We start from the raw sequence: 22699 nt of genomic DNA, 5'->3' as shown, positions 1-22699 counted from the left end.
CTCCGGAAAGTCACGATAGGTTCAATTAGCCGGCGTGCAGCATGCAGCCGACGATTGCGGATGTGATTGTGATTGGACGCGCGAGTGACCGTAGACCGGCGCGGCTTCGAGTGTTCGAAACGTTTCCCAGGCGACGCCCTGCGGATCAATGGTCCACGCTTTGTCCGACCTGGCATAGCAACAGGTCGTGCCGGTTTGCGCCGCAATAGGCAGTTGCGCCGTCGCGAATCGCGCATTCATCTCTTCCAACTCCGCGTCGGTTTCGACCTGAATGCCGACGTGATCAATACCTGGTTTTGCACCACGCTGCGAAATCGCGAAATTCACCGCGGGGTCCTTCAACTCCCATTTGCAGTAATCGGTCTTTAGAACGGTGGGCTCGGCGTTGCCGAACATCGCGCTGTAGAACCGAATACTGTCGCCAAGATTTTCGACTGCGACATGGATATGCATACGCTTCATGGTGTGTCTCCGCAGCAGTTTGGAAGATCGCTCGGGGCACAGGTCGCACCCGCGCAGCAGTTCTCCGTCAGGAAACTGATCAGACCCGTCATGGCATCGAAGTTCGCCGTGTAGATAACGAAACGCCCTTGCTGTCGCGGCTTCACGAGGTCTGCATGTGACAGGTCCTTCAGATGAAAAGACAGGCTTGAAGGGGAAAGCTCCAGCTGCTGCGCGATTTCACCGGCGGCCATACCGTTTGGACCGGCCACAACCAGGGCACGGAAGATCGCGAGGCGCGATTCATGGGCGAGCGCGCTCAGGGCGCGTACAACGAGGTTTGAGTCCATGCCCGGAACAATAGATCATTCATTTTAACATTTCAAGTATTATTGAATTAATGGCTAGGGCGCTACGGGGCGACAACGTGCCACCTCCGTTGCGCGGAGGTTCGGCAGGGTAGGACACGGAATGTACGTCCGATAATTGGCGCTACAGAATCAGTTCCCTGCTACCCATCAGACATGGAGGCTCTCATGCGACTACGCTTCGCGACGCCTGACGATGCTGAGGCCATTTCATCGATTTACGCCCCAGTAGTAACAGGCACCGCCATCTCTTTCGAACTTGAACCACCGACGGCGGACGAGATGCATCGGCGATTGATCGCGACATTGCGACGGCTCCCATGGCTAGTCAGTCTCGATGATGCGGGTCTGGTGAATGGTTACGCCTATGCTGGCGCTCATCGTGAGAGGCAGGCCTACCAATGGTCGGTCGATACAACAGTCTATGTCCGCGCTGCCAGTCGAGGGCGAGGTGTTGGTCGCGGACTGTACGAAGCCTTGCTGGCGGAGCTAACGGAGCTAGGCTACGCGCGGGGGTTCGCAGGCATCGCGCTGCCCAACGCCGCGAGTATCGCGCTGCATGAAACGATTGGATTCAAGCATATCGGTGTCTATGAAAAGGTCGGATTCAAGCTCGGGGCATGGCGAGATGTCGGTTGGTGGCAAAAGACGCTGCGTTCTTACGCAAGTGAACCTGTTGCGCCGAGAGCTTTTGACGCACCCGCCAATTTCTGAAAACTTCGATTGAGTACCAAGGTGATATCAACCCGGCCACGCGTGTGGCGGGCGCGTAATTCCATGCTGTCGGAAACCAATGTCAGTCCCGCGAAAAAACCGCTTTGAGCGTTTGCTTTGCGACCGGCTTGAGACAATGATTGAGCAACTGCGACAGGCAGTTGTGGGTCGATCTCGGTCCTTCGATGTCTGAGGGGAGGGGCGCGAGCCGCCAGATCACTGCGGCAGTAGATCTGGCCACATGGGTAGCCGTGATAACAACTGCCATGACATGTCCACGCGAGCGTCACACTGATGCCACCTCCGCGAGCATCACCGTGCGAGCGGCGGCGGGTCAACTGAGGATCATTTCGGTCTGGCAGGCTTGGGGTCAGCATGCCTCGCAGGCGAAGCGGACCACGGTTCACTACCATAGAAAGCATGACCTCGAAGAAATGACGGTTACGTTCGGGTCTGTTTGCGCCGCTGAACTGAGGGAGATCACCCATCGCCTGAGCGAACTGCCGCGGGTCGTGGCAGCCTCGCTCCACACTGCAGGAACATCGTCTCCAAATACTCGCAGTGAGGCCGATCGGAAGCGGGGCCGCTAACGCGGCGCCAGGTTTTTTGGGCTTCCTCGACCAGTTTGAATGCCGACCTCCGCACAACATAGAGCGTCAAGGATTTCGCGCCTGCCCGTCCGATGTCGGACTGCAGCACATCCGGCTGCAATAACTCGAGTCGCACGGGCAGAGAAGCGAGCGAAGATCATGGCATATCAAAATCAAGCGCGTGTGACCGACAAATTACTCTCCGCTCCATCTTCGATCGGCAGCGTCACTCGCGTCAGCATCAGCACGTTCAACCATGAGGCGTAGCAAGCTTGCCCAGCGATCGGCAGCGTCAGCCACAAGCTGATGGCATTGTAGGTAACGCTGACGTTTTGAACTATCGGGATTAAATTTCCTGCCAATTGCACTTTCGGCCATCGGCGTGGCTCTGAACGGCGGCAGTTTTTTCAGGTAGCGGGAGCGTCGGCGCAGAACCATAGACGTTGACCTTGCGCGCCATCTGAACGGTTGCGGATTTCAGAGGTGAGCCAATACGGGAGAGCGCGGCAGTGACGGAAGCAGATACGAAACCGGGCATGCGCGCCAACGAACTACCGCTGTACGGGATTCTCGCGTGAGCTGAGGGCAGTTGACTTGATTTTGCGTGTGCTAGTTGCAGGGCATCTCCGCACGGCGGAAGGTGTCGCCTTGACCCGTGACAATGGACCGGTGAATCTGCTTCGGTTTTTTTAACCGGCAGCCCCGGCGGTGCGGCATCACGTCACGGGTAGGCCCACGGGTGGACCCTATAATGGACTCCTGATTCTCAAGTTCCAGATGCGCTTCGCTTTGCCACAGATAGCAAACCATGCATATTCTCGTCCCTATCACTTTTGTTCTGATTATCGGCAGCATGGCTTCGGCGCTGTATTTCATGATGGACGATCGAGGCACGACGCAGAGGATGGTCTGGTCGCTGGCGACGCGCGTCGGCTTGTCGATTACGCTTTTCCTGTCCATCCTTTTTGCGCACTGGATGGGCTGGATCCAGTCTACCGGCATTCCCTTTGGGCGCTAGAGTAGGGCAGCCCGCGCGATAAGACGCGTGAAGCTGCGCGGTCCGACGTGCACGTTGATGGACGCTGCGTTTGAACCGGAAACTCAGTGGGCCGCACGGCTCAGAGTCGGTCTGCCTTGACGAGGACTGTCAGCTTTTCCCGCTCGGTAGCAACGCTTTCCTGATCGTCCGACGGCCAGTCGAGAACCACTCCATCGTCGAGCGATTCCCGTACCAGCGACGAGTAATCCCACTTGCTCAGCTTCCCCGATTGCAGCGCCTGCCCGATACCACGCCGGAGATCCACCGGGAAGCTGGCATAGCCGCCCGAAAGTGCCGCATACTGCCGGGCGTCGATTTCGGCGGACGCGTGATGTGATGCCCAGGACACGACGGCGACGATCGCCATGAACGGCACAGCCGTGTAGCGGAGAATAAACTTGATGGGTGTCATTGCACGTTTTCGGGTAAACGCTCGAGCCACGAACGTGCTGACCGGAGGCTCGATCTGATGCGTGACATCAGCAGCCAGTAGCCGAGTTGGGGGGGCGGCCTGCGACAAGCCGCAGGCCGTGCGTCTGGTGCGCTCTGAGCGAACAGGAAACGGCATCAGACGCCTGGTGAATGTATCTGACTTCGGTGAGGTCTGCGCGCGGCACTTTGTCACAGAAATGATCGACCCGCCAGCCTTCGTAAAGCTGACTATACTGAAAGGAATCGCCTTGTTTCAGGTGTGCCTGGCTCAAGCGGCGTGCTCCGGGCAGGACTTCAAGACGAACAGACCTGGCCGCAGGGAGACACGTATGTTCAAGCATCTGCTGGTGCCGACCGATGGTTCGGCACTTTCTGACGCCGCCATCCAGATGGCGGTGACGCTTGCCACAGAACGCGGAGCAAAGGTCACGGGGCTCCATGTCATTCCGGAATTCCACGTCCTGGCGTATGGCACTGAAATGATCGCGGACACCGAGGACCAGTTCATTCAGATTACCCGACAGCATGCGGATAAATATCTCCTGGTCGTCACAAAAGCGGCCACCCAGGCCGGTGTCGAGTGCGATACGGTTACCAGGAACCACGCTCACCCGTAAGAGGCGATTATCAGCGTGGCAGCGCAACGAAACTGTGATCTCATTGTCATGGCGTCCCACGGCCGAGGCGGCATGCGTGCCTTGTTGCTCGGCAGTGAGACCCAGAAGGTGCTGACGCACTGCCAGATCCCGGTTCTTGTCGTCCGGGAGCCGACATAGACCGGTGCGGGTCGTGTTGTGGAATCCAGCACGCAGGCAACTGAATCAAAGCCGTCTCCGCCCCGGATGTACATCGTCGTCCGCGCTTCGCTCGCGGTCATCCCGGCGCGTGTCTCTCCCCCATCGCCGGTACGGCGCGAGGCTGGCAACGGTGACCGTGGACTTCAGGTTTTTTGCGCGTTTGCGGAAAACGTCGGCTGGTGTACTGAGCCGGTTCGGTATTCAGTCGGCACGTCCGCTGCCCAGTGCCCACACCGCGACAATCACCAGAAAGATCGAGCAGGAGCCCCACTGGGTCAGGACGCTTGACCATGCCAATGCTGGATTTGAAGTTGCCTCTGTATGGCCGGCCATATGCAGGAGCACGCCGGGCGCGAACTTCAACCGCCGTTCCACGGCCCACCACTTCAGAGTCAGGGCAATCGACGCCAGTCCACTGCCGATCACGATGACGCCGAGGAACGGGTCACCACCCGTGTGGGACCGCCGGGACGCGAAGTGCCGCGTGAGGCATGTCAGGGCGGTGCCGTTGACGATGGCCGAGAGCATCACAAACCATAGTGGAAAGCGCAGGCTGATTGCCACCATGAAGACGATTATCGTCAGCACCTGTGGCCATGCTCTGCCGATTGCTTTCAGTCGGCTCAATTGCTCACTCATCGCGCGTCGTCCGTAAAAATATCAGCGTGGCACACTGGGGCGGTCATCACACGTGTGCTCCGTGCGGAACCCTTACCCATGAACACCGTGATTGGTGAGTGTCCCGGACCGTGATCATGGCGGGGAGGTTGCGTGTTTCGTACGAAGCGCTGCAAGAATGCCCCTCAGGATATCGATGGGAGGCGGCGGACAACCCGGTATCGTGACGTCGACAGGCAAGAAGTTCGACAGTGGCCCACACACGGCGTAGCTTCCCCTGAACATACCGCCTGTGCAGGCGCACTCGCCGACCGCGACGACGAGCTTTGGGTGGGGCGTCGCTTCATATGCCCGGTGTACCGCTTCTTTCATGTTCAGTGTGAGAGGGCCGGTGACGAGCAGCATGTCGGCATGGCGGGGACTCGCGACGAAGCGGATACCGAGACCTTCGATGTTGTAGTACGGATTGTTGAGTGCATGGATTTCCAGTTCGCAGCCGTTGCAGGATCCCGCATCGACCTCGCGAATGCACAGCGCCCGGCCGAGCACATCGAGTATTTCCTGCTGGATCCGGTGGCCTTCGGCCCGCCATGCGTCATCGCCCTCGGGCACGCGCAGAGTCGGCGTGCCAGTTGTCGCGATCTGTTTGAGAAGTTGCCACATTACAGGTCGTGTCCCGCGTAGTTCAGATTGAACGACTTGTTGATCAGTGGAAAATCGGGAACGATATTGCCGATGATCGCGTGCTCCAGGGCCGGCCAGTTGTGCCACGACGGGTCATGGCAGTGGCAGCGCGAAATGGCGCCGTCGGCTCCGGTCTCGAGTGCGATGAGCACATCGCCGCGCCAACCTTCGATCCAGCCGACCCCGCAGGATGGCGAACCGCCGTGTTCAATCGGGGTGACGATGTTGCCGTCTGGCAGGTCGGCGAGGAGAGTCCGGATCAACCGGACCGATTCGTAGATCTCGTTGAACCGGACCGCGACCCGTGCTGCCACATCGCCCCGGTCATCGCTGACCATCTGCGGCTGAACCTCGTGGTATGGCGCGTAAGGATGATCAATACGCACATCGATTTTTCGGCCGCTTGCTCGTCCGACCAGCCCGCACACTCCGAAGTGCTCCGCCACACTTGCGGAGAGGGTGCCCGCACCAGCAAAGCGATCCTGCAGTCCCGATTGATCCTCGTAGATGCGCTGCATCACACGAACCTGCGCATCAATCTGGTCGCACTGTGTCAGTATCGCGGCGACGAAGCGCGCATCGATGTCCGATGCCATGCCCCCGGGAACGATCCGATCCATCAGATAGCGATGTCCGAAGACCCGGTCGTTCAGGCGCAGCCAGTCTTCCTTCAGACGGGAAAACTGTGCGAGGCCATACGCGAACCCCGCGTCGTTGCCGAGCGCTCCAAGATCACCCAGATGGTTGGCAATGCGCTCGCGCTCGAGCAACAGCGCGCGCAGCCACTGCGCGCGTGGCGGAATCCGCCCATTCAACGCGCGCTCGACCGCCATGCAATAGGCCCAAGTAAAGGCGACCGTGGTGTCTCCGGCGATGCGTCCTGCGAGACGGTGCCCGTCGAGCGCGGGCACGCGCTCGAACAGCCGCTCGATTCCCCGGTGCGCATAGCCCAGCCGCTCCTCGAGACGCAACACCTTTTCGCCGACGACCGAGAAGCGGAAGTGCCCGGGCTCGATCACGCCTGCGTGGATCGGACCGACGGCAATCTCGTGGACACCGTCACCATCGACGCGGACGAACGGATAGTCCGCTTCTTGGGATTGAAACCGCTCGGTCCCGGAGGACAATTTCTGCAACGGAAAGTAATCGGCAGGCCAGTTGCCATGATTCAGCCACGGCCGTGTATCTTCGGCGCCGATCGCACGCAGCCCGACCAGATCGTAGACGGCCCGTTGCATGCGTGTCGCGCACGGAAAAACCGTCGATATATCCGGGTATCCGTCGCTGTCTCCATGCCCGTCGCCTACCGGCAACTGAAGCCACAGGATGCCGTCTTCCAGCGCGTAAGCGGCGGAGATCACGAATGTGCCCGGGGCTTCTTCGGCACCCCACAGGGAGATCAGACGGCCACCTGCCTCGCGCACCATACCGGCGGTGCGGGTCCACGTGTCGGAATCGACTCGTGCGAGAAAAGCCGACGACCTGCCCGCAAAAACGGACAGGCGAACCAGGTTGGGAAGCCCGAATGCCTCGATGCGCATGTGTCACCCCGCGATCATGGCCGCCGCCTGCCGATACCACGTCGCAAGATAGGGCGGAATGTAGAGCCCGAGCATCAAGCCGATGCCAAGATGGACGAACACGGGCAGCAACGCCGGCGGGTGTTCGAGAACTTTGGCCGTCGTGTCGCCGAACACCATGCCCTGCACGCGCACGAAGATGGCCGCGAACGCCACTGCAAGCGCGAGCAACAGGAAGGGCGTGGCCCACGGCAGTTTGCTCATCGCGGTCGTCAGAATCAGGAATTCGCTCGCGAAGACACCGAATGGCGGCATGCCCAGAATCGCGAGCGCGCCGAGCATCATGCCCCACCCAACGGTTGGGCTCACGCGTAACAAGCCGCGGATGTCGTCGATCGCCTGGGTGCCGGCCTTTTGAGCCGCGTGCCCGACCGTGAAGAAGATGGCCGACTTGACGAGCGAATGGACCGTCATGTGCAGCAGGCCCGCGAAGGTCGCGATGGGGCCGCCAAGCCCGAAGGCGAACGTCATCAGACCCATGTGCTCGATCGACGAATACGAAAAGAGCCGCTTGACGTCTTTCTGCCGGAACAGCGAAAAAGTTGCGACCAGCACCGAGACCAGCCCGAATCCGACCAGCAGATGTCCCGGCAGGCCGTTATGGAGTGCACCATCGGCCAGCACCTTGCAGCGCAGGACCGCATAGAGCGCGACGTTGAGCAGCAGGCCGGACAGCACGGCCGAAATCGGCGTAGGGCCTTCAGCGTGCGCATCGGGCAGCCAGTTGTGCATCGGCACTAGGCCGACTTTCGTGCCATAGCCGATCAGCAGGAACACGAACGCTAGCGAAATGATGGTCGGGTCGAGACTGCCCTTGACCGCGTTCAGACTGGTCCAGAGCAGCGCATCGCCGCCGCCGAGCTGCCGGCTTGCGGCGAGATAGAGCAGGATCGTGCCGAACAGCGCCTGCGCGATGCCGACGCCGCACAGGATGAAGTACTTCCACGCGGCTTCGAGGCTGGCTGCGGTGCGATAGACGCTGACGAGCAGGACCGTCGCGAGCGTGGCGGTTTCCATGGCGACCCAGAGGATGCCCATGTTGTTGGTCAGCAGCGCGAGCAGCATCGCAAAGATGAACAGCTGGTACATGCTGTGGTAAAGGCGCATGCGAGGGCCGGTCATCTTGCCGCGGTCGCGCTCGATGCGCATGTACGGCCTTGAAAAGATCGACGTGGTCCAGCCGACGAAGGCCGTCAGTGTGACCAGGAACACGTTGAGCGGATCGACGAAGAAGAGCTTGCCCAGCGCCAATGCAGGCCCGTGCGCCACGGTTTGCACGGCAAGCAGCGTGGCGGCGACAAATGTCAGGAAACTGAAGCCGACGTTGAGTTCCGCCGCGACATGGTGTTGTCCCACGAGCGCCAGACTTGCGCCTGCGAAGAGCGGGATCGCAAAAACCAGCAGCAGTACCCAGGCTTCAGTCATCCTTGAGTTTTTCCAGGTGATGAATATCCAGACTATCGAACTGCTCGCGGATCTGGAACATGAACACGCCGAGGATCAGGATACCCACCAGCACATCGAGTCCGATGCCGAGTTCGACGATCATAGGCATGCCGTTCGTTGCCGCGGCAGCGGCAAAAAACAGGCCGTTTTCCATCGAAAGGAAGCCGATCACCTGCGATATCGCCTTGGCGCGGGTAATCATCATCATGAATGACAGCAGCACGCAGGCGAGTGCGATGCCGAGCGTGCCGCGCGCAACCGACGAGGCGAGCTGACTGATCGGCGACGCGACATTGAACGCGACGATCACGAGCACGATGCCGATCAGCAGGGTGGCGGGAATATTGAGGAGCGACTCCACATCCGCTTTGACGTTGAGCCGCCGGACCAGTCTGTAAAGAATCCAGGGAATCAGGCCGACCTTGAGCACCAGCGTCAATGCGGCGGAGATATAGAGGTGTACGTCGGCGGTGACGTATCCCAGGATGACATTGGCTGACACGAGCGTCAGGCCCTGCAGCGTATAGAGGTGAATCAACGACAGGATCCGGCGCTGGCTGAGCATCGCAAACGACAGCAGCAGCAGGATGGCGGCCAGAAAGTTGACGATCTGCGTGGCGAACCCGTGCATTCAGGCCCCCAGCAGAAAGTGGACGAGCATCCCGATGACGGCCAGCAGGAAGGCTGTCGCGAGAAACTCGGGCACGCGGAAAATGCGCATTTTCGCGTTGGTCGTTTCAACTACCGCCAGCGCGGCGCCACCCACCAGCAACTTGGCGAAGAGCAACGGTATGGCGAGCAGCAGCGCCATCGGATTGCCGGCCTCTGCGATCCCCCACGGAATGAACAAGGCGAGACCGATGCAGGAGTACGCGAACAGTTTGAGGCTCGCGGCCCACTCCAGCAGGGCGAGATGCCGGCCTGAATATTCGAGGATCAGCGCCTCGTGGATCATCGTCAGTTCGAGGTGCGTCGTCGGGTTGTCGACCGGCAGGCGTGCATTCTCGGCGAGCGACACCATCGTGAATGCGATCCCTGCGAACGCGAGGCTCGGATAGATTGCCAGCTCGCGATGGCTGAGCGTTGCGACGATACTGGTCAGCAGGGTGGACCGCGTAATCAGCGACGCCGAAAACAGCACCATCAGCAAGGCAGGCTCTGCGAGGAAGCCCACCAGCATCTCGCGACGCGCGCCGAGCGTGCCGAACGCGGTGCCGATGTCCATCGCGGCCAGTGAGATCATGACGCGGGCCAGCGCGAAGAGACCCACCAGTGCGATAGCGTCAGCGGCGGGCGACAGGGGCAGGTCGGTTGAAAGGGTTGGCACGATCGCGCAGGCGAGCGTCATACAGGCCCAGACAATATACGGCGCGCCGCGAAATATGGGGCTCGCGTGGTCGGCGACGACCGACTCCTTGTTGAACAGCTTGTGAAGCATCCGGTAAGGCTGCCAGATGCTCGGTGCCCGGCGGTTCTGCAACCGTGCGCGGCACATGTTGACCCACCCGGTCAGCAGGGGAGCCGCCGCCAGTGCGAGCAGGATCTCCAGACCCTGGGAGAGTAATCCGGAGAGCGTGATCATCGCCTCACCAGCATCAGCAGCACGATCAGCACAAGAAAGCTGTGCATCAGATAGACGGCGATGCGACCTGTCTGGAGCAAGCCGGCCAGTGCCGCGACGCGCCTGACCAGCCGCTCGATCGGCTCATAAATCAGGGTCCACGCGCGATCCGTCACGGTGACGCTGTACACGGGGCGGCTGTCAAATGGAGAGGGCAGTTTCCGTTCGATCCTGAACAGCGGCGCGAAGATTTCGCGGATCGGCTGCCCGAACCCTTCTGCCGTGTCCTGCATGCGCGCATTCACGAACGGAAAGCCACAGGCCCAGGGTGTCGCCCGCCGCAGGCGCCCATGGTAAAGACGGCGTACCAGCACCCACGCGAGCCCGCAGCAGGCAACGAAGAACACCAGGAAAACCAGCGGCATGTAGCTGGCACGGCCTACACTGGTCGGTGCGAGCAGCAGCCACCCGTTCCGCGAGACGGTGGGTCCGATGCCCGCGCCAACCAGCATCTGCGTGACGCGATCCAGAACGACCACGAACTGCACCGGCAACAGCCCGAGCAGTACGCATATCGCTGCGAGCCACACGAAGCCGACGCGCTCCCACGGACTTGCATCCCGTGCCTCGCGTAACTTCGCCTCGCGAGGCTGACCGAGAAAGATGATGCCGAAGAACTTGACCATCGTGTAGCCGGCGAGCGCAGCCACGAGAGCAATCAGCGCGGCGACGAGCGGCACTACCATGTTCAGGAACGGGTCAGGCAGGCCGGGTGTGAACAGAAAGCTCTGCAGTAACAGCCATTCGGAAACGAAGCCGCTCAACGGCGGCAGGCCCGCACCGGCAAACGCGCCCACGAGAGCGGCCCACGCAGTCCACGGCATGAAACGGATCAGGCCGCCCAGACGGCCGAGATTGCGTTCGCCGGTGGCGTGGAGTACGGAACCCGTCCCGAGAAACAGCAGGCTCTTGAAGGTAGCGTGGCTGGCGATCTGGTAGAGCAGGGCCGTCAACGACAAGGCGGCCAGCGCATTCATCCCGTACGCGCGAAACAGGATGGCCAGCCCCATGCTCACGAACATCAGCCCGACGTTGTCGATCGACGAGTACGCAAGCAGCCGCTTCATGTCCGTCTGGATGGCGCTGAACACGACCCCGAACAGGGCGGTGAAGAGCCCGAGCATCAGCATGAGCACGCCCCACCATGCGATTTGCACGTGCAGCAGGTCGAACACCGTGCGCAGCACGCCGTACAGGCCCGCTTTCAGGACAAAACCGCTCATGAGGGCTGACACCGGTGACGGCGCTGCCGGATGTGCCTCGGGAAGCCAGACATGCAGTGGGAAAATGCCTGCCTTCGTGCCGAAGCCGAACAGCGCCAGCAGAAAGGCGACGGACGCCCAGAACACGTCCAGATGCTGCTCGCGCATGTTGGCGAACGTATAGTCGCCGGTATTGGCCTGCAACAAGCCGAAGCACAGCAGGAGCGCCAGCGCGCCGACGTGGGAGATCAGGAAGTAGAGCCAGGCGGCCCGGCGAATCTCGGCAATGCGGTGATTGGTCATCACCAGGAAGGTGGCCGACAGTGTCATCGTCTCCCACGCGACCATGAAGCAGTACGCATCGTCCGCCAGCAGCAGCACCGCCATGCTCGCGAGGCACACGTGATATTCGAAGCACAGCAATCCGGGTGGCGTGCCCTCGCCCTTGCGGAAATAACCGGCGGAGAACGCGCTTACACCCGTGCTTACCACACCAAGTACCGTGAGGAAATACGTCGACAGGCCGTCGAGCCTCAGATGAAACGGCAGGTCCGGCAACCCGAGCGGCAGGACGGCTTCCTGGGGACTTGAGAAAACACCCGTCAGGCCGAGTGCGCACAGAAGCAGACCGAATACGGCGCCCAGTGGAAACAGGCCATGCGCCACCACGCGTGTGCGGTGCAGGTTCGCGAGTCCCAGAACCCCGACGGCCAACCAGCCGGCGACCACCAGCAGCACGTAATGGATGACCAGCAGATGTTCCATCGGCGTTGTCTCCGGTGCCGTCAGACGTCCTGTTCGACGGTCAGTGTGTTGGACGAAGGGTATCCCGGAACGGCCTCTGCCCGGTGATGACGTTCCATTTTTTTGACATACCGGTACAGGTCGAGCCCCATCGATTTCGTGATGGCTTCCGCGCGGGCATAGAGGTCAAGCCATCCAGGGACGGTGCCCTGTTTGACCCCGATGGCAATTGTGTTGCCTTCACGTCGTGCCATGGTGTGGAACAGTTTTCCGTCACACGCGCGACGTATCCGGTCCAGGTAGGTGGCGAGTCGCGGATCGCTGTTCAGCAGGTTGGCCACCAGCACACCTTCGCTGCGCAGCGCGGCATGGCAGCAGTCGTAAAAGAACTGGCTTGACAGGCTGGCGGGTAAGCCGAATGCGTCGAATCCGTCGAGCAGGATCACATCCGCGACACCAGCCTTGTCCGGGAGGTATTCGGCTGCGTCGGCGTGCACGATCCGGAATCGCTCCGATTCAGGCGGGATGAAAAAACACTCGCGTAACGCGATCACTCTTTCGTCGATTTCCACCGTGGTCACCCGTGCCGACGGAAACTTGTGAAAGCAGTATTTGGACAGCGATCCACCGCCTAGGCCTACGATCAGAATGTCCTTGGGATCGAGGTGAAAGAGCTGGAACGACATCATGGCCCGCGTGTACGACAGGTCAAGCTCGAGCGGAGCACTCCTGCGCATCGAGCTTTGTATGCCGAAAGCGTCGAAACACAGCGACCGCGTGCGCAGGCCCTCGCGTACTACGGGTTTGCCAAAGGTCTTTCCCCAATGCTCCGCGAGAGCATGCCTGAACTGATTGTTGTGATCGGCTGACAATTCCATGGTTTCCTGAAGTTGCAGATCAGTTACCGCTAGCCTGAGCCATGCAGCGACCGGTGAGTCACGGTAGCCTTAATGTGTCCGCCCGTGCGATGCCGCCCCGGTTATCAGGCGATTTTCGAAACGCGACACTGCATGAGCGAGCATACGCGCCGCGTTTTCGAACAGGGCGTCCGGTTCGAGCATGACGGCTGCTTCAGCGAGACGCCCTTGCGTGATGGATATGGCGATCACCAGCGCGATGGTATGGAAGCTCGCGTGCGCCAGCTTCAGTTGCTGAAGCTCGGGAGCGTCCTCCCACCGCACGCCATCTTCATGAATCCAGCGTCCGAGCGCGCAGCAACGTTCGTTGGCGAACGCGGATGTGACGAGTCCCACGCGCTCGTGCATCCCCCCGAGCATCCCGTTACGCAACGCGACGCCAGTTAACCGATGCTCTTCAAGCGTGTTGTCAAACGGCATGGCACTTCTCCTTAATGCGGCGCGCCAGGCGGCCGCCATTCTGCAGGTTGCCTGGCTTTGTCCCCCCGCTACCACGAACCGCGTCATCCCTGCGTCGCTGCCGACGTGTATGCAACTGCAGCTTCACTGCGCGTTGCTCCCCTGGGAGGGGAGTTTTCGTCAGCGACATCAAGTTACCAGCTGATGATAATTACGTTATCATCCTAGCAGCTTTATTGATCCGGTTCCACACGTGATGACCCGTCGACAGGCGTGGAGTACGTGTTGTGTTCGTTCGGGGCATCGGGAATGCGGGCGTTCATCCTGCGCGTGGAATTTCAGGCAGCCAGCTTGCTGCACCAGTCCTTGTCTGCGCCGAAGCGCGGTTGGGACGCGCGAACACACGAGTCAATACCTGATGCCAGCACACTATTTCCGGACCCTGACGGGAAGGGATCGCAGCACCGAGGCCAACAGGCAGCTTGGTTTCTCGCTTGCGTTCGTGGCTGGCGCTACTAACGCCGGCGGCTTCCTGGCGGTGAAGCAGTACACGTTCCATATGAGCGGCGTAGTGTCCTCGATTGCCGACCAGGCGGCGCTGGGCGACCTCTCACTGGTTCTGGCCGGCGCCGGATCGCTGATCTCGTTCCTGCTGGGCGCCGCCTGTTCCGCCGTGCTCGTCAACTGGGGGCGACGCCGGCGCCTCCACAGCCAGTACGCGTCGCCGTTGCTGATCGAAGCTGTCCTGCTTCTCTGTTTCGGGCTGCTCGGTAGCCATCTGGCGCTGTGGGATACGCTGTTCGTACCAGCGACGGTTATGCTCCTGTGCTTCATCATGGGTCTGCAGAACGCCATGATCACCAAACTGTCCGGTGCAGAAATCCGTACCACCCACATGACCGGAATCGTGACGGACATCGGCATCGAACTGGGCAAGCTCTTTTACTGGAATTCCGCGAGGACCGATTCCGGCGCACCCTTCGTACTGGCGAATCGGGCGAGGCTGAAAGTGCACGGGACGATGCTGGCCATGTTCGTCGTCGGTGGCTTTACCGGTGCGATGGGATTCAAGCACATCGGCTACGCCTCGACGGTACCGCTCGCGGCCGTGCTGATTGTGCTGGCCATCGTGCCCCTCGTTGACGACCTGCGCGCGCGGGTCTATCGACTCGACCGCTAGGCGCCGGGCATAGGTCGCGAGACGGGTTCCGGGTCAGCGCCGGTTACGTTATCGGCGCCTTTGCGGTGGCTGCCGCTCCCCGATCCCGGCAGTGCAGGGTGCACCCGCCCGTTCAGGAGTCACGTCGACCCTCGATGCGGAAACGCTCTCGAAGCACACGTGCGTGCGCATGAAGAACCGGCGAACAGCCTGGTCCGTTTCTCGGAATGGACGCCCTCAAATCATGATAATATTATTATCATTGACTTATCCTGAAATGCTAATAATATAGCAGGCTTGGGCAAGAATCTTGTTGGTCACGTTGCAGGCCGGGCTTGCGCGAAACGAGGTGTATGCCTGCGCGCGGCAGGGAGGTTGACGTGATTGATGCAAGTGTTCCGCTGCTGTCCCACGACTACACGCACCTGTATCTGCGGGACGTGATGGGTCGTCGCGGACTGATCGTCGTCGGCGTGGGCCGGGCGGGCGAACGCGGATTCCAGATGCTTTACCGTTTTTCGGATATCTGTGACCGACTGGAAGAATGCGGGGTCAACGTCATTTTCGTCTATCAGAAGGAATCCGCCCGCCATGTCCTGGATGCGACCTCGCTGCTCGGGGCGCGCTACAGGCAGAAGCCATTTCTGCTTCTGGACGACGATGGCCAGTTTTTTGTCGGGCCGCCACATCCAAGGTCGCTTCGCACCGCCTACCTCGATCGGGAAATGAGGCGGCTCGACACGGCCGAAATCGCTTTGGGGAATGAAAAGTGGGACCCGCTGCTGCGGGCTTTCTTTGCCCGGGTCATGGCAGGTTTGATGCACTGAGCGCGCCCGGTGGGTGCGGGCCCGGGTTACGGTTTATGCATAGGGGAGAGGATTGGTCGAGGCATTGGTTCAGGTAGGCGACCCGTGGGGTTTGAACGGACACGGGTCAGCGAGGCTTGCCGTTCACGCATCCCGGTTCGCGAGCGACATCATCTGCGTGGCGAACGGCCGGTCCGTCAATGCCAAGGATGTCATGTCGGTGATGTCCCTGCGGGCAAAGCCAGGCACGCAGTTGCACATCCTGGCAACTGGTCCTGACGAGACCGCAGCGCTGGAATCGCTCTCGACCATGCTGCATACGCAGGAATCCTTTTGATGGACCGCTGCAAGGGAAGTGTGGCTCACTCCGGCCGATTGCCCCTGCACCGGAACCTTTCGATCACGCACATGAAAAGAAAGAGGAAGGCGAACAGGCCGGTGGTCATAGAGAATGACCAGGTCGTTTCGCTGTAATTTGATGCGCGCGGGGTGCAGAGCACCATGTTGCGACGCGATCCGTACGCCCTTGCGCTGGGCTATACGCGCACCATGATGGGCTTCCTGCTGTTCCAGCCATTCCCGCGCCGCATTTCGATGATCGGTCTGGGTGGCGGTTCGCTGGCGAAATATTGCTATCGCCACTTGCCCGACACCGTGATTGCCGTCGTCGAAATCGACCCCCAGGTGATCGCACTGCGCGACCGGTTCCATGTGCCGCGTGACGGTGAACGCTTCAGGGTGGTTTGTGCCGATGGGGCGCAGTACGTCACGGTTCCGGATCACCGGCCCGACGTGCTGCTGGTCGATGGTTTCAACGCCGATGGTCTGCCCGCAGAACTGGGTAGCAGGACGTTTTATGAAGCCTGTCGCCGCCGGTTGAGCGATGACGGCGTCCTGGTGGCCAATCTGGTGACCGACGAACCGGACTTCCATCGCTACCTGCGCTCGCTCAAGGAAGTCTTCGCGAACGCGGTGACGCTGGCGCCGTCCGAAGGCAGTGAACACAACGTCACTGTTTTCGCGTGGAAAGGAGCGGATGAGCTTCCGTCCTTCGCCGCGATGCTCGACCGGGCGCGCGCACTCGGACCCACACATGCGGTGAATCTCCATGCGACGGCCACGCGCATCGAGTACGGCAAGAAATTTAACTGGCATCGATATGAACAAACGTGCCGAGCGGATGCGTCTGTCGCGGATGCATAGTACCTCTGCACGTTCGCGACCTGTTTGAACAGGCGCATTCTCGAGGATAGAAGATGACAGCGGGAAGCGACAACGACAGCAATACTTTGACCCATGCGGCCATCTGGGCGCTTGAGCGTCTGGCCCAGCAGCGATACGGCCGCGATGCGCCCACATTAAACTGGTCGGTCGCTCAGGAACTGCGTAACGCCGGGTTGGTATCCGTCCCCGCGAATGGGCGAGGCGGTGTGTCGATTACCCGGGCTGGACAGGATTTTCTGCGTGCCAGGGCGGAGATTTAGCGCACCGTCGCCGCGCATTGCACGCCGTTGGCTTTCCAGCCGTTGAATGGTTGGGCATCGGCGGCGCATGTGGGAATCGCCGTCCACCGTGTGGTTCTGGCGCCACGAAGATGACTCGGGCCATGCGATGTATTATAATTTAATTAACATAATTGGACTTCGCCCCGTCATGGAAACGAAAAGCGCTCGACTCACGATTCTGATCGATCCTGTGAAGAAGGAAGCGTTCGAAAAGCTGTGCGCGGCGCAGGACCTGACGCCCTCCCAGGTCGTGCGGCAATTGATCCGCGACTACCTCGATCAGCATGGCGTCAGCTACCGGACCAAAAGCGCAATTGGCGCGCGTCCGCGCCGGAAAACCGCCTGAGGTACGCCTGCGCCAGATCAGCGATGTGTTCCCGAGCAGGCATCGCGCTGGCCCCTGGTTCCACAGCACCACAGGTCTCCTGGGCAGGCTACTTCACCACGCATCGGCAAGATAGCACGATGCACGTAACGTGGCGATGTCCGACCGCCGCGGACGCAACAATATGACAGGTCGCAGGATGCACCGGCTTGAGACGAACGCCGAGTTGCTGTGCTTTCTCACGCTATCCGAGATATTTGCCTTCCGTACTACCGGAGCGTGGCTGCAGCCCGATCACCTTGTTGAGAGCACGAGGATCTGGCTGCGTCGCCACGATCATCATGCCGGCTGGCGCCTGCGGGTTGAATTGAGTCGAATGGCCACGGATCTCGCGCAACAACTTGTGAAGGCCGGCGACATCGTGCGCGGCCAACTGGACGTATCCTGGTACTTCACCCGCGACATGCAGATCAACTTCGCATCACCGCGGGTGATCGTCGTCTACGCCCGATGCGTGGCGACCCTGAGCAGGGGCACTAGCGGCGGTGCGGCATAGCCCTGGCATTCAACACACCGATGTTGCCTTGCCCATCCCGGTTCCCGGCACCTTGAATGTCATATCTCCCAGGGGCCTTTGCATGCGGTGCCTGTATCGACCATCGCGCGTGGCTGCATTTTAGTGGATGTGTCAAGCGGCGCTTCCGTTGCGGTCGCACGGATCAGGCGTCTGTCAGCCGGTCAGCTTCTGTCTGAATGCCCAGTCCGAAGCGAGCCCCACGCCTTGCTTCAAACGGCGCGCGGCCCCGCGCAGGTTCAGCGGATGTGTCGCGGCCAGGGCGCCTGCACGCGCGAGGAGCTTATCCCGGGAGGGAAGGCCCGGCGCGCCTTTCCAGGCGAACAGCGTGTAGTTGCAACTGTCCTCGGCCATGAAAATGGAAGGCGACTCACCGAACACTGAACGCGCCTCTTCCAGGTAGTATGGAATATGCGGATCATCGACGACGAAATTTGCGACCAGCACACCACCGTCGGCAAGCCGCGCGTCGCAAGCCGAGTAAAAGGCAGCGTTGCCCAGTTGTGCGGGCATGCCGTGAGCCAGAAAACCATCCACCAGAATCACGTCCGGGCGCGCATCGTTGCTCCTGACGTATTCCGCCCCGTCCGCGCAGATTACTTCGAGTCGCTCATCATCGGGCGGAATGTGAAATGTGTCGCGCAACGCGATCACCGCGGGATCGATCTCGATGGCCACTATCCTTGTATCCGGAAGATGCCGGTAGCAGTACTTGGCCAGCGATCCACCGCCTAAACCGATCATGGAAATTCTGGTGGGCGCTGGCTGCAGCAGCAGGAATCCCATCATGGTCCGGGTGTAGCCGAGCGCCAGCCTGTCAGGGTCACTCCGGGACATGAAACTCTGCGTGGCCAGCAGATCGAAATGCAGCGAAAGCGCGTGCTCGGTTTCCAGCACCACCGGCGCACCGTCTGCGGATGGCCCGGCAAGAAACTTCATATAGGCGTCGAACGACGCGTAAGAGTGATCCATGGCGCGGTCTACACGAGGTTACTGTTCGGTTCTTCGGTTCGCCCACCGCGTGCGATGACCGCTGCATCTTCGGGTTGACTGGCGGCCCGTATTTTCCCTCTGGTTCCAGTCCGTGCAGAAATGAACGTCCTGCCCCCCCGGGGCCATTAACCTGCGACGGGACGACTAGCTCCCTTCCGGCATAAACGTGTGCACAGGCAGGCGGTGGATGATGATAATGATATTATCATGGCATACGCTCCTCGTATGCCTGACGTCCAGGCGCGTCGAGGTCACGGTGTTGATCGATCCAGCGAACAAGGCGACTTTTGAGACTCATCCACATCAATGCCTGCATGAAGTTGCCTGGCGCGTTCGCAGTCAGACACGCGCATGCGGGAAGACGATGCCGGGACGGATACGGGAATAAATCCGGAAGCCCGCGTCCTATAGTGCAGCAGTCGGCGGAAAAGGCCTTTGCGACATGTCGAAGGCGCACGTGGCGGCCGGGCCAGATTTGGCGGCACCACGCGCGTGCCTGTCGCGGCCCGGCAAGGCAGAACCACCGACTGGATCAAGGGAAGGCTCAGATGAATTCAGCTCCACGCAACTACGGCCTTGGGCGTCTGCGCCTGCATCACGGTCCGGTCAGTCCTGATGGTCACCAGGCGCATCGCGACGTCATGCTGAAGGCATCACCCGATGGCAGAACCGCCGTGCTCGTCGAGATCGAGGAGCGGTACAGCGATCATCATGCGACGGGTCCCGAACAGGAGGTCCGGTATGAGATTTCGGTATCTGAACTTGTCCAGCTGATCGGGGCGCATGGTGCGCGCCTCTGAGATGGTTCATCACCTCGCGAAGGCTACCGCACGTGCCGCGAGCTAACCCGGGCGTCATATTCAAAGGAGCGACCGCGTGACGAAGAATGCAGTGAAGAAGCAGACACTGGACGTGGTGCCGGACAACATCAACGTGAATAATGGACCTGCCAGTATTGCAGCCACGGGGCGTCCGCGCACGGCCGATGCGGCCGGAACCGTTCCACCGCGGACCGGTTTACGCCGGATGAAAACAAACGCACTTGTGTACGATACCGGTGCCGCGCTTCCGGATGAGTCCGCTGGAGAAAACGACGGCCGCTCGGGCCTGCGCGCGCTGATCAAGCTCGGAAATGAACGCGGTTTCGTCATTCGTAGGGAAATCAGCGATTGCCTGCCTGAGCGCCTGGCGCAACCTGATGCGATCGAAAACGTGATCAGAGCCTTCAGCGACATGGGCATCGCCGTATTCGAGCAGGCACCGGACGTCGAGTCCATGGTGATGCACGATCATGCGGTCGCGGGTTCGTCTGATGAGCAGGTCGAGGAAGAGGCCGTGGCGGCCATCTCGAGCGTGGACGCCGAGTTTGGCCGCACCACCGATCCCGTGCGCATGTACATGCGCGAGATGGGTGCCACTGAACTCCTCACCCGCCAGGGGGAGATAGCACTTGCGCAGCGCATCGAAGAGGGCCGCAACGACATGATCCGGGCCATCGCTTCGTGTCCGACAACGATTGCGGAGATACTGGCGATCGCTGACGCTGTTGCCAGCGGTGAAACGGCTATTGAAGAGTTCGTCGATGGGATGATCGACCCCGCTGCAGTGGAAATGGATGACATTGTTGCCGTCGCGGAGGAAAGCGTCGATGGCGATCCGGTCTTCGACGAGAACCAGGGAGCCGAAGATGATGACGGTGCAGAAGCCGCGTCGACCAATCTGCAGAGCGAAACTCTGAAGCGTGATGCGCTGGCGAAGCTGACGACGGTGGCTGACTGGTTCGAGCAATTGCGGGATGCATACGAAACGGAGGGTTACGGATCGGGGCGTTATCGCGCCGCACAGGCAGCGATCGAGACCGAACTGATGACGATCCGCTTTACGGCGCGCACGATTGAGCGTCTGACCAGCGCGTTGCGGGTATCCGTTGACGGGGTCCGGACCATCGAGCGCGAAATCGCGCGGATCGCGGTTGACCGGTGTGGTGTGCCTCGTGAGATGTTTGTCGCGCATTTCCGGGGCAACGAGACCAACCCGGCGTGGCAGCAACAACTCCTCACAGCAGGGCACCCGTTCAGCGGCGTGCTGGAGCGAAACCTTCCTGCGATCCAGCTGGAACAGGAAAAGCTACTTGCTTTGCAAAAGCGGGTTGTGCTGCCGCTCGATGACTTCAGGGAGGTCTGTCGGGCAATGACTGCAAGTGAAGCGAAAACGCTGCGCGCGAAAGGCGAAATGATCGAAGCGAACCTTCGACTGGTGATTTCGATCGCGAAGCGGTACGTGAACCGCGGCCTGCTGTTTCTCGATCTGATACAGGAAGGCAATATCGGCCTGATGCGGGCTGTTGACAAGTTTGAATACCGTCGTGGCTACAAGTTCTCTACCTATGCGACCTGGTGGATCCGGCAGGGCATCAGCCGGTCGGTCGCGGATCAGGCGCGCACCATCCGGGTCCCGGTTCACATGATCGAGTCGATCAACAAACTGAAACGGATCTCGCGCCAGATCCTGCAGGAGACCGGCCGGGAACCCGACGCCGCCGTGCTGGCGGAGCGGATGGCGATGCAGGAAAACAAGGTTCGGGCCATGCTGCGGATCGTCAGGGAGCCGGTTTCCCTGGATGCGTCCGTTGGGGAAAACGACGACACGTCCGTTAGTGGCCTGATCGAGGATCCGGCAGCCATTTTGCCCGACGATGCCGCGCTCCACGCCAGCATGCGCGATGCCGTCAGCGAGGCGCTCACAACGTTGACGCCGCGTGAAGCGAAGATTCTGCGTCTGCGTTTCGGCATTGAGAGCGGCAGGGATCACACACTGGAGGAACTCGGACAACAGTTTGATGTGACGCGTGAGCGAATCCGCCAGATTGAAGCCAAGGCGCTGCGCAAGCTGCGGCACCCGGCCCGGTCCGGGCGATTGAAGTCGTTCATGGACGAGGAGTAGAAACCAGGGGCGACAGGCGTCCCTACAGTGTGCTTTGTATGCAGGCGGAGCCTCATGGGGACTACGAGTGGCGATCGACGGCTGGCGACGAAGCATCACTGCGTCGCAGCTGCAAGGCAACCAGGGCACGCCGATGGAGGGCATTGGGCCTGCCCATCCACGGAAACCGGCATCGATAGGCATCACCACGCAGTGAACGACTTGCGACGAAATACCATGAGCACCGACAAGATCAATCTCGACATTCACAGGATTCTGACGCTGCTGCCACATCGTTATCCGTTCCTGCTTGTCGATCGGGTCCTCGAACTCGAACCGCACAAGCGCATCAAGGCGCTGAAGAACGTGTCCATCAACGAGCCGTACTTCACGGGTCACTTCCCGAAACGCCCTGTGATGCCGGGCGTGCTGGTCCTCGAAGCGCTGGCGCAGGCAGCGGCGTTGCTAACCTTCTCGGAAGAGTCGCACGATCCGGCCAGCACGCAGTATCTTTTCGTCGGTATCGACGATGCGCGCTTCAAGCGGGTGGTCGAGCCGGGTGACCAACTCATCCTGACGGTCTCGTTCCAGCGCCACATGCGTGGCATCTGGAAGTTCACGGCGCGCGCCGAAGTGGAGGACGCGGTTGCAGCACAAGCCACTCTTATGTGCACGGTCAGACATCCGGATTGACCTCGCCTGATTCATGCGTACTACGATAGTGAAATACTGATTCTGGTCTATGCCCGGGACTAACTCCGTCGCATCAGTTGTGACCACCATCATCGCCAATCCTGGCGGCCCGCCACCATCTAGATCTGGA

25 protein-coding genes and 1 pseudogene are annotated in these 22699 nt (G+C 60.6%); 13 read left to right on the top strand and 13 right to left on the bottom strand.

Annotated features, from left to right (window positions below; translation table 11 throughout):
* Positions 1-21 precede the first annotated feature (21 nt).
* Both FSO04_RS04555 and FSO04_RS04550 read right to left on the bottom strand, forming a co-directional pair.
* Positions 22-462, bottom strand: a complete 441-nt coding sequence (locus tag FSO04_RS04555) for an ArsI/CadI family heavy metal resistance metalloenzyme (protein WP_154558563.1) — start codon at positions 460-462, stop codon at positions 22-24.
* Positions 459-791, bottom strand: coding sequence for an ArsR/SmtB family transcription factor (locus tag FSO04_RS04550; RefSeq protein WP_154558562.1), 333 nt, complete (start codon positions 789-791; stop codon positions 459-461). Before FSO04_RS04550 ends, FSO04_RS04555 begins: the two co-directional genes overlap by 4 nt.
* Before the next feature lie 186 nt (positions 792-977).
* Between FSO04_RS04550 and FSO04_RS04545 the strand changes: the two genes are divergently transcribed.
* Positions 978-1523 carry an arsinothricin resistance N-acetyltransferase ArsN1 family B gene (locus FSO04_RS04545; RefSeq protein ID WP_154558561.1) on the top strand — a complete coding sequence of 182 codons (546 nt, stop codon included), beginning with the start codon at positions 978-980 and terminating at the stop codon, positions 1521-1523.
* A 1398-nt stretch (positions 1524-2921) separates the two neighbouring features.
* Positions 2922-3131 carry a twin transmembrane helix small protein gene (locus FSO04_RS04540; RefSeq protein ID WP_154558560.1) on the top strand — a complete coding sequence of 70 codons (210 nt, stop codon included), beginning with the start codon at positions 2922-2924 and terminating at the stop codon, positions 3129-3131.
* 100 nt (positions 3132-3231) lie between these two features.
* Here the strand turns inward: FSO04_RS04540 and FSO04_RS04535 are convergent, their stop codons facing one another.
* On the bottom strand, positions 3232-3564 hold the full coding sequence (locus FSO04_RS04535; protein ID WP_154558559.1) for a hypothetical protein: 333 nt from the start codon (positions 3562-3564) through the stop codon (positions 3232-3234).
* Positions 3565-3913: 349 nt separating this feature from the next.
* On the opposite strand from FSO04_RS04535, the pseudogene FSO04_RS04530 reads away from it, so the two are divergent.
* Positions 3914-4360 (top strand): annotated as a pseudogene (locus tag FSO04_RS04530) (universal stress protein).
* A 222-nt stretch (positions 4361-4582) separates the two neighbouring features.
* On the opposite strand, the gene FSO04_RS04525 reads toward FSO04_RS04530, so the two are convergent.
* The 9 genes from FSO04_RS04525 to FSO04_RS04485 all read right to left on the bottom strand — a co-directional run bounded on the left by FSO04_RS04525 (position 4583) and on the right by FSO04_RS04485 (position 13613).
* Positions 4583-5020 carry a hypothetical protein gene (locus tag FSO04_RS04525; protein ID WP_154558558.1) on the bottom strand — a complete coding sequence of 146 codons (438 nt, stop codon included), beginning with the start codon at positions 5018-5020 and terminating at the stop codon, positions 4583-4585.
* Between the two features lie 114 nt (positions 5021-5134).
* On the bottom strand, positions 5135-5662 hold the full coding sequence (locus FSO04_RS04520; protein WP_154558557.1) for an NADH-quinone oxidoreductase subunit B family protein: 528 nt from the start codon (positions 5660-5662) through the stop codon (positions 5135-5137).
* The gene (locus tag FSO04_RS04515; RefSeq protein WP_154558556.1) at positions 5662-7224 is read right to left on the bottom strand and encodes a hydrogenase large subunit; all 1563 of its coding nucleotides are present in this window, start codon (positions 7222-7224) and stop codon (positions 5662-5664) included. The genes FSO04_RS04520 and FSO04_RS04515 overlap by 1 nt, the downstream gene beginning before the upstream one ends.
* 3 nt (positions 7225-7227) lie before the next feature.
* Complete coding sequence (locus FSO04_RS04510; RefSeq protein WP_154558555.1) at positions 7228-8688, bottom strand: hydrogenase 4 subunit F; 1461 nt, start codon at positions 8686-8688, stop codon at positions 7228-7230.
* Positions 8681-9340, bottom strand: coding sequence for a formate hydrogenlyase (locus tag FSO04_RS04505; protein ID WP_154558554.1), 660 nt, complete (start codon positions 9338-9340; stop codon positions 8681-8683). The genes FSO04_RS04510 and FSO04_RS04505 overlap by 8 nt, the downstream gene beginning before the upstream one ends.
* Entirely contained in the window at positions 9341-10291 is a 951-nt protein-coding gene (locus tag FSO04_RS04500; RefSeq protein WP_154558553.1) for a respiratory chain complex I subunit 1 family protein, read from the bottom strand.
* A complete protein-coding gene (hyfB, locus tag FSO04_RS04495) occupies positions 10288-12297 on the bottom strand; it encodes a hydrogenase 4 subunit B (protein WP_154558552.1) in 2010 nt (669 codons plus the stop codon). The genes FSO04_RS04500 and hyfB overlap by 4 nt, the downstream gene beginning before the upstream one ends.
* 20 nt (positions 12298-12317) lie before the next feature.
* Positions 12318-13154 carry a fused MFS/spermidine synthase gene (locus FSO04_RS04490; protein WP_267905010.1) on the bottom strand — a complete coding sequence of 279 codons (837 nt, stop codon included), beginning with the start codon at positions 13152-13154 and terminating at the stop codon, positions 12318-12320.
* Positions 13155-13223: 69 nt separating this feature from the next.
* Positions 13224-13613: a CZB domain-containing protein gene (locus tag FSO04_RS04485; RefSeq protein WP_154558551.1), complete on the bottom strand. Its 390-nt coding sequence runs from the start codon at positions 13611-13613 to the stop codon at positions 13224-13226.
* A 397-nt stretch (positions 13614-14010) separates the two neighbouring features.
* Between FSO04_RS04485 and FSO04_RS04480 the strand changes: the two genes are divergently transcribed.
* The 7 genes from FSO04_RS04480 (at position 14011) to FSO04_RS04450 (ending at position 17943) form a co-directional block, all read left to right on the top strand.
* On the top strand, positions 14011-14772 hold the full coding sequence (locus FSO04_RS04480; RefSeq protein WP_154558550.1) for a YoaK family protein: 762 nt from the start codon (positions 14011-14013) through the stop codon (positions 14770-14772).
* Between the two features lie 359 nt (positions 14773-15131).
* A complete protein-coding gene (locus tag FSO04_RS04475) occupies positions 15132-15578 on the top strand; it encodes a hypothetical protein (RefSeq protein ID WP_174825274.1) in 447 nt (148 codons plus the stop codon).
* Positions 15579-15630: 52 nt separating this feature from the next.
* Positions 15631-15894 carry an HPr family phosphocarrier protein gene (locus FSO04_RS04470; protein WP_154558548.1) on the top strand — a complete coding sequence of 88 codons (264 nt, stop codon included), beginning with the start codon at positions 15631-15633 and terminating at the stop codon, positions 15892-15894.
* A gap of 152 nt (positions 15895-16046) precedes the next feature.
* A complete protein-coding gene (locus tag FSO04_RS04465; protein WP_233464738.1) occupies positions 16047-16760 on the top strand; it encodes a fused MFS/spermidine synthase in 714 nt (237 codons plus the stop codon).
* A 53-nt stretch (positions 16761-16813) separates the two neighbouring features.
* Positions 16814-17041: a hypothetical protein gene (locus FSO04_RS04460; RefSeq protein ID WP_154558546.1), complete on the top strand. Its 228-nt coding sequence runs from the start codon at positions 16814-16816 to the stop codon at positions 17039-17041.
* A 169-nt stretch (positions 17042-17210) separates the two neighbouring features.
* Positions 17211-17408: a ribbon-helix-helix protein, CopG family gene (locus tag FSO04_RS04455; protein ID WP_011493367.1), complete on the top strand. Its 198-nt coding sequence runs from the start codon at positions 17211-17213 to the stop codon at positions 17406-17408.
* A 130-nt stretch (positions 17409-17538) separates the two neighbouring features.
* Entirely contained in the window at positions 17539-17943 is a 405-nt protein-coding gene (locus FSO04_RS04450; RefSeq protein ID WP_154558545.1) for a hypothetical protein, read from the top strand.
* 174 nt (positions 17944-18117) lie between these two features.
* Here FSO04_RS04450 and FSO04_RS04445 read toward each other — a convergent pair whose 3' ends face one another.
* Positions 18118-18933, bottom strand: a complete 816-nt coding sequence (locus FSO04_RS04445; RefSeq protein ID WP_154558544.1) for a fused MFS/spermidine synthase — start codon at positions 18931-18933, stop codon at positions 18118-18120.
* A 569-nt stretch (positions 18934-19502) separates the two neighbouring features.
* On the opposite strand from FSO04_RS04445, the gene FSO04_RS04440 reads away from it, so the two are divergent.
* From FSO04_RS04440 to fabZ, 3 genes are all read left to right on the top strand, one after another.
* On the top strand, positions 19503-19754 hold the full coding sequence (locus FSO04_RS04440; RefSeq protein WP_154558543.1) for a hypothetical protein: 252 nt from the start codon (positions 19503-19505) through the stop codon (positions 19752-19754).
* A gap of 226 nt (positions 19755-19980) precedes the next feature.
* Complete coding sequence (gene rpoD / locus FSO04_RS04435) at positions 19981-21897, top strand: RNA polymerase sigma factor RpoD (RefSeq protein ID WP_233464744.1); 1917 nt, start codon at positions 19981-19983, stop codon at positions 21895-21897.
* 216 nt (positions 21898-22113) lie between these two features.
* On the top strand, positions 22114-22569 hold the full coding sequence (fabZ, locus tag FSO04_RS04430) for a 3-hydroxyacyl-ACP dehydratase FabZ (RefSeq protein WP_154558542.1): 456 nt from the start codon (positions 22114-22116) through the stop codon (positions 22567-22569).
* Positions 22570-22699: the final 130 nt, after the last annotated feature.

It is taken from the genome of Paraburkholderia madseniana (genome assembly GCF_009690905.1).
GTDB classification, from domain to species: Bacteria; Pseudomonadota; Gammaproteobacteria; order Burkholderiales; family Burkholderiaceae; genus Paraburkholderia; species Paraburkholderia madseniana.
Note: the sequence above shows the minus strand (reverse complement) of the source record. Positions and strands in the feature narration are given on the sequence as shown.

Excerpts from the sequence above, each read along its gene's own strand:
- FSO04_RS04555 (WP_154558563.1), bottom strand. The coding sequence starts at position 462 with ATGAAGCGTATGCATATCCATGTCGCAGTCGAAAATCTTGGCGACAGT.
- FSO04_RS04550 (WP_154558562.1), bottom strand. The coding sequence starts at position 791 with ATGGACTCAAACCTCGTTGTACGCGCCCTGAGCGCGCTCGCCCATGAA.
- FSO04_RS04545 (WP_154558561.1), top strand. The coding sequence starts at position 978 with ATGCGACTACGCTTCGCGACGCCTGACGATGCTGAGGCCATTTCATCG.
- FSO04_RS04540 (WP_154558560.1), top strand. The coding sequence starts at position 2,922 with ATGCATATTCTCGTCCCTATCACTTTTGTTCTGATTATCGGCAGCATG.
- FSO04_RS04535 (WP_154558559.1), bottom strand. The coding sequence starts at position 3,564 with ATGACACCCATCAAGTTTATTCTCCGCTACACGGCTGTGCCGTTCATG.
- FSO04_RS04525 (WP_154558558.1), bottom strand. The coding sequence starts at position 5,020 with ATGAGTGAGCAATTGAGCCGACTGAAAGCAATCGGCAGAGCATGGCCA.
- FSO04_RS04520 (WP_154558557.1), bottom strand. The coding sequence starts at position 5,662 with ATGTGGCAACTTCTCAAACAGATCGCGACAACTGGCACGCCGACTCTG.
- FSO04_RS04515 (WP_154558556.1), bottom strand. The coding sequence starts at position 7,224 with ATGCGCATCGAGGCATTCGGGCTTCCCAACCTGGTTCGCCTGTCCGTT.
- FSO04_RS04510 (WP_154558555.1), bottom strand. The coding sequence starts at position 8,688 with ATGACTGAAGCCTGGGTACTGCTGCTGGTTTTTGCGATCCCGCTCTTC.
- FSO04_RS04505 (WP_154558554.1), bottom strand. The coding sequence starts at position 9,340 with ATGCACGGGTTCGCCACGCAGATCGTCAACTTTCTGGCCGCCATCCTG.
- FSO04_RS04500 (WP_154558553.1), bottom strand. The coding sequence starts at position 10,291 with ATGATCACGCTCTCCGGATTACTCTCCCAGGGTCTGGAGATCCTGCTC.
- hyfB (WP_154558552.1), bottom strand. The coding sequence starts at position 12,297 with ATGGAACATCTGCTGGTCATCCATTACGTGCTGCTGGTGGTCGCCGGC.
- FSO04_RS04490 (WP_267905010.1), bottom strand. The coding sequence starts at position 13,154 with ATGGAATTGTCAGCCGATCACAACAATCAGTTCAGGCATGCTCTCGCG.
- FSO04_RS04485 (WP_154558551.1), bottom strand. The coding sequence starts at position 13,613 with ATGCCGTTTGACAACACGCTTGAAGAGCATCGGTTAACTGGCGTCGCG.
- FSO04_RS04480 (WP_154558550.1), top strand. The coding sequence starts at position 14,011 with ATGCCAGCACACTATTTCCGGACCCTGACGGGAAGGGATCGCAGCACC.
- FSO04_RS04460 (WP_154558546.1), top strand. The coding sequence starts at position 16,814 with ATGACAGCGGGAAGCGACAACGACAGCAATACTTTGACCCATGCGGCC.
- FSO04_RS04455 (WP_011493367.1), top strand. The coding sequence starts at position 17,211 with ATGGAAACGAAAAGCGCTCGACTCACGATTCTGATCGATCCTGTGAAG.
- FSO04_RS04445 (WP_154558544.1), bottom strand. The coding sequence starts at position 18,933 with ATGGATCACTCTTACGCGTCGTTCGACGCCTATATGAAGTTTCTTGCC.
- FSO04_RS04440 (WP_154558543.1), top strand. The coding sequence starts at position 19,503 with ATGAATTCAGCTCCACGCAACTACGGCCTTGGGCGTCTGCGCCTGCAT.
- rpoD (WP_233464744.1), top strand. The coding sequence starts at position 19,981 with ATGAAAACAAACGCACTTGTGTACGATACCGGTGCCGCGCTTCCGGAT.
- fabZ (WP_154558542.1), top strand. The coding sequence starts at position 22,114 with ATGAGCACCGACAAGATCAATCTCGACATTCACAGGATTCTGACGCTG.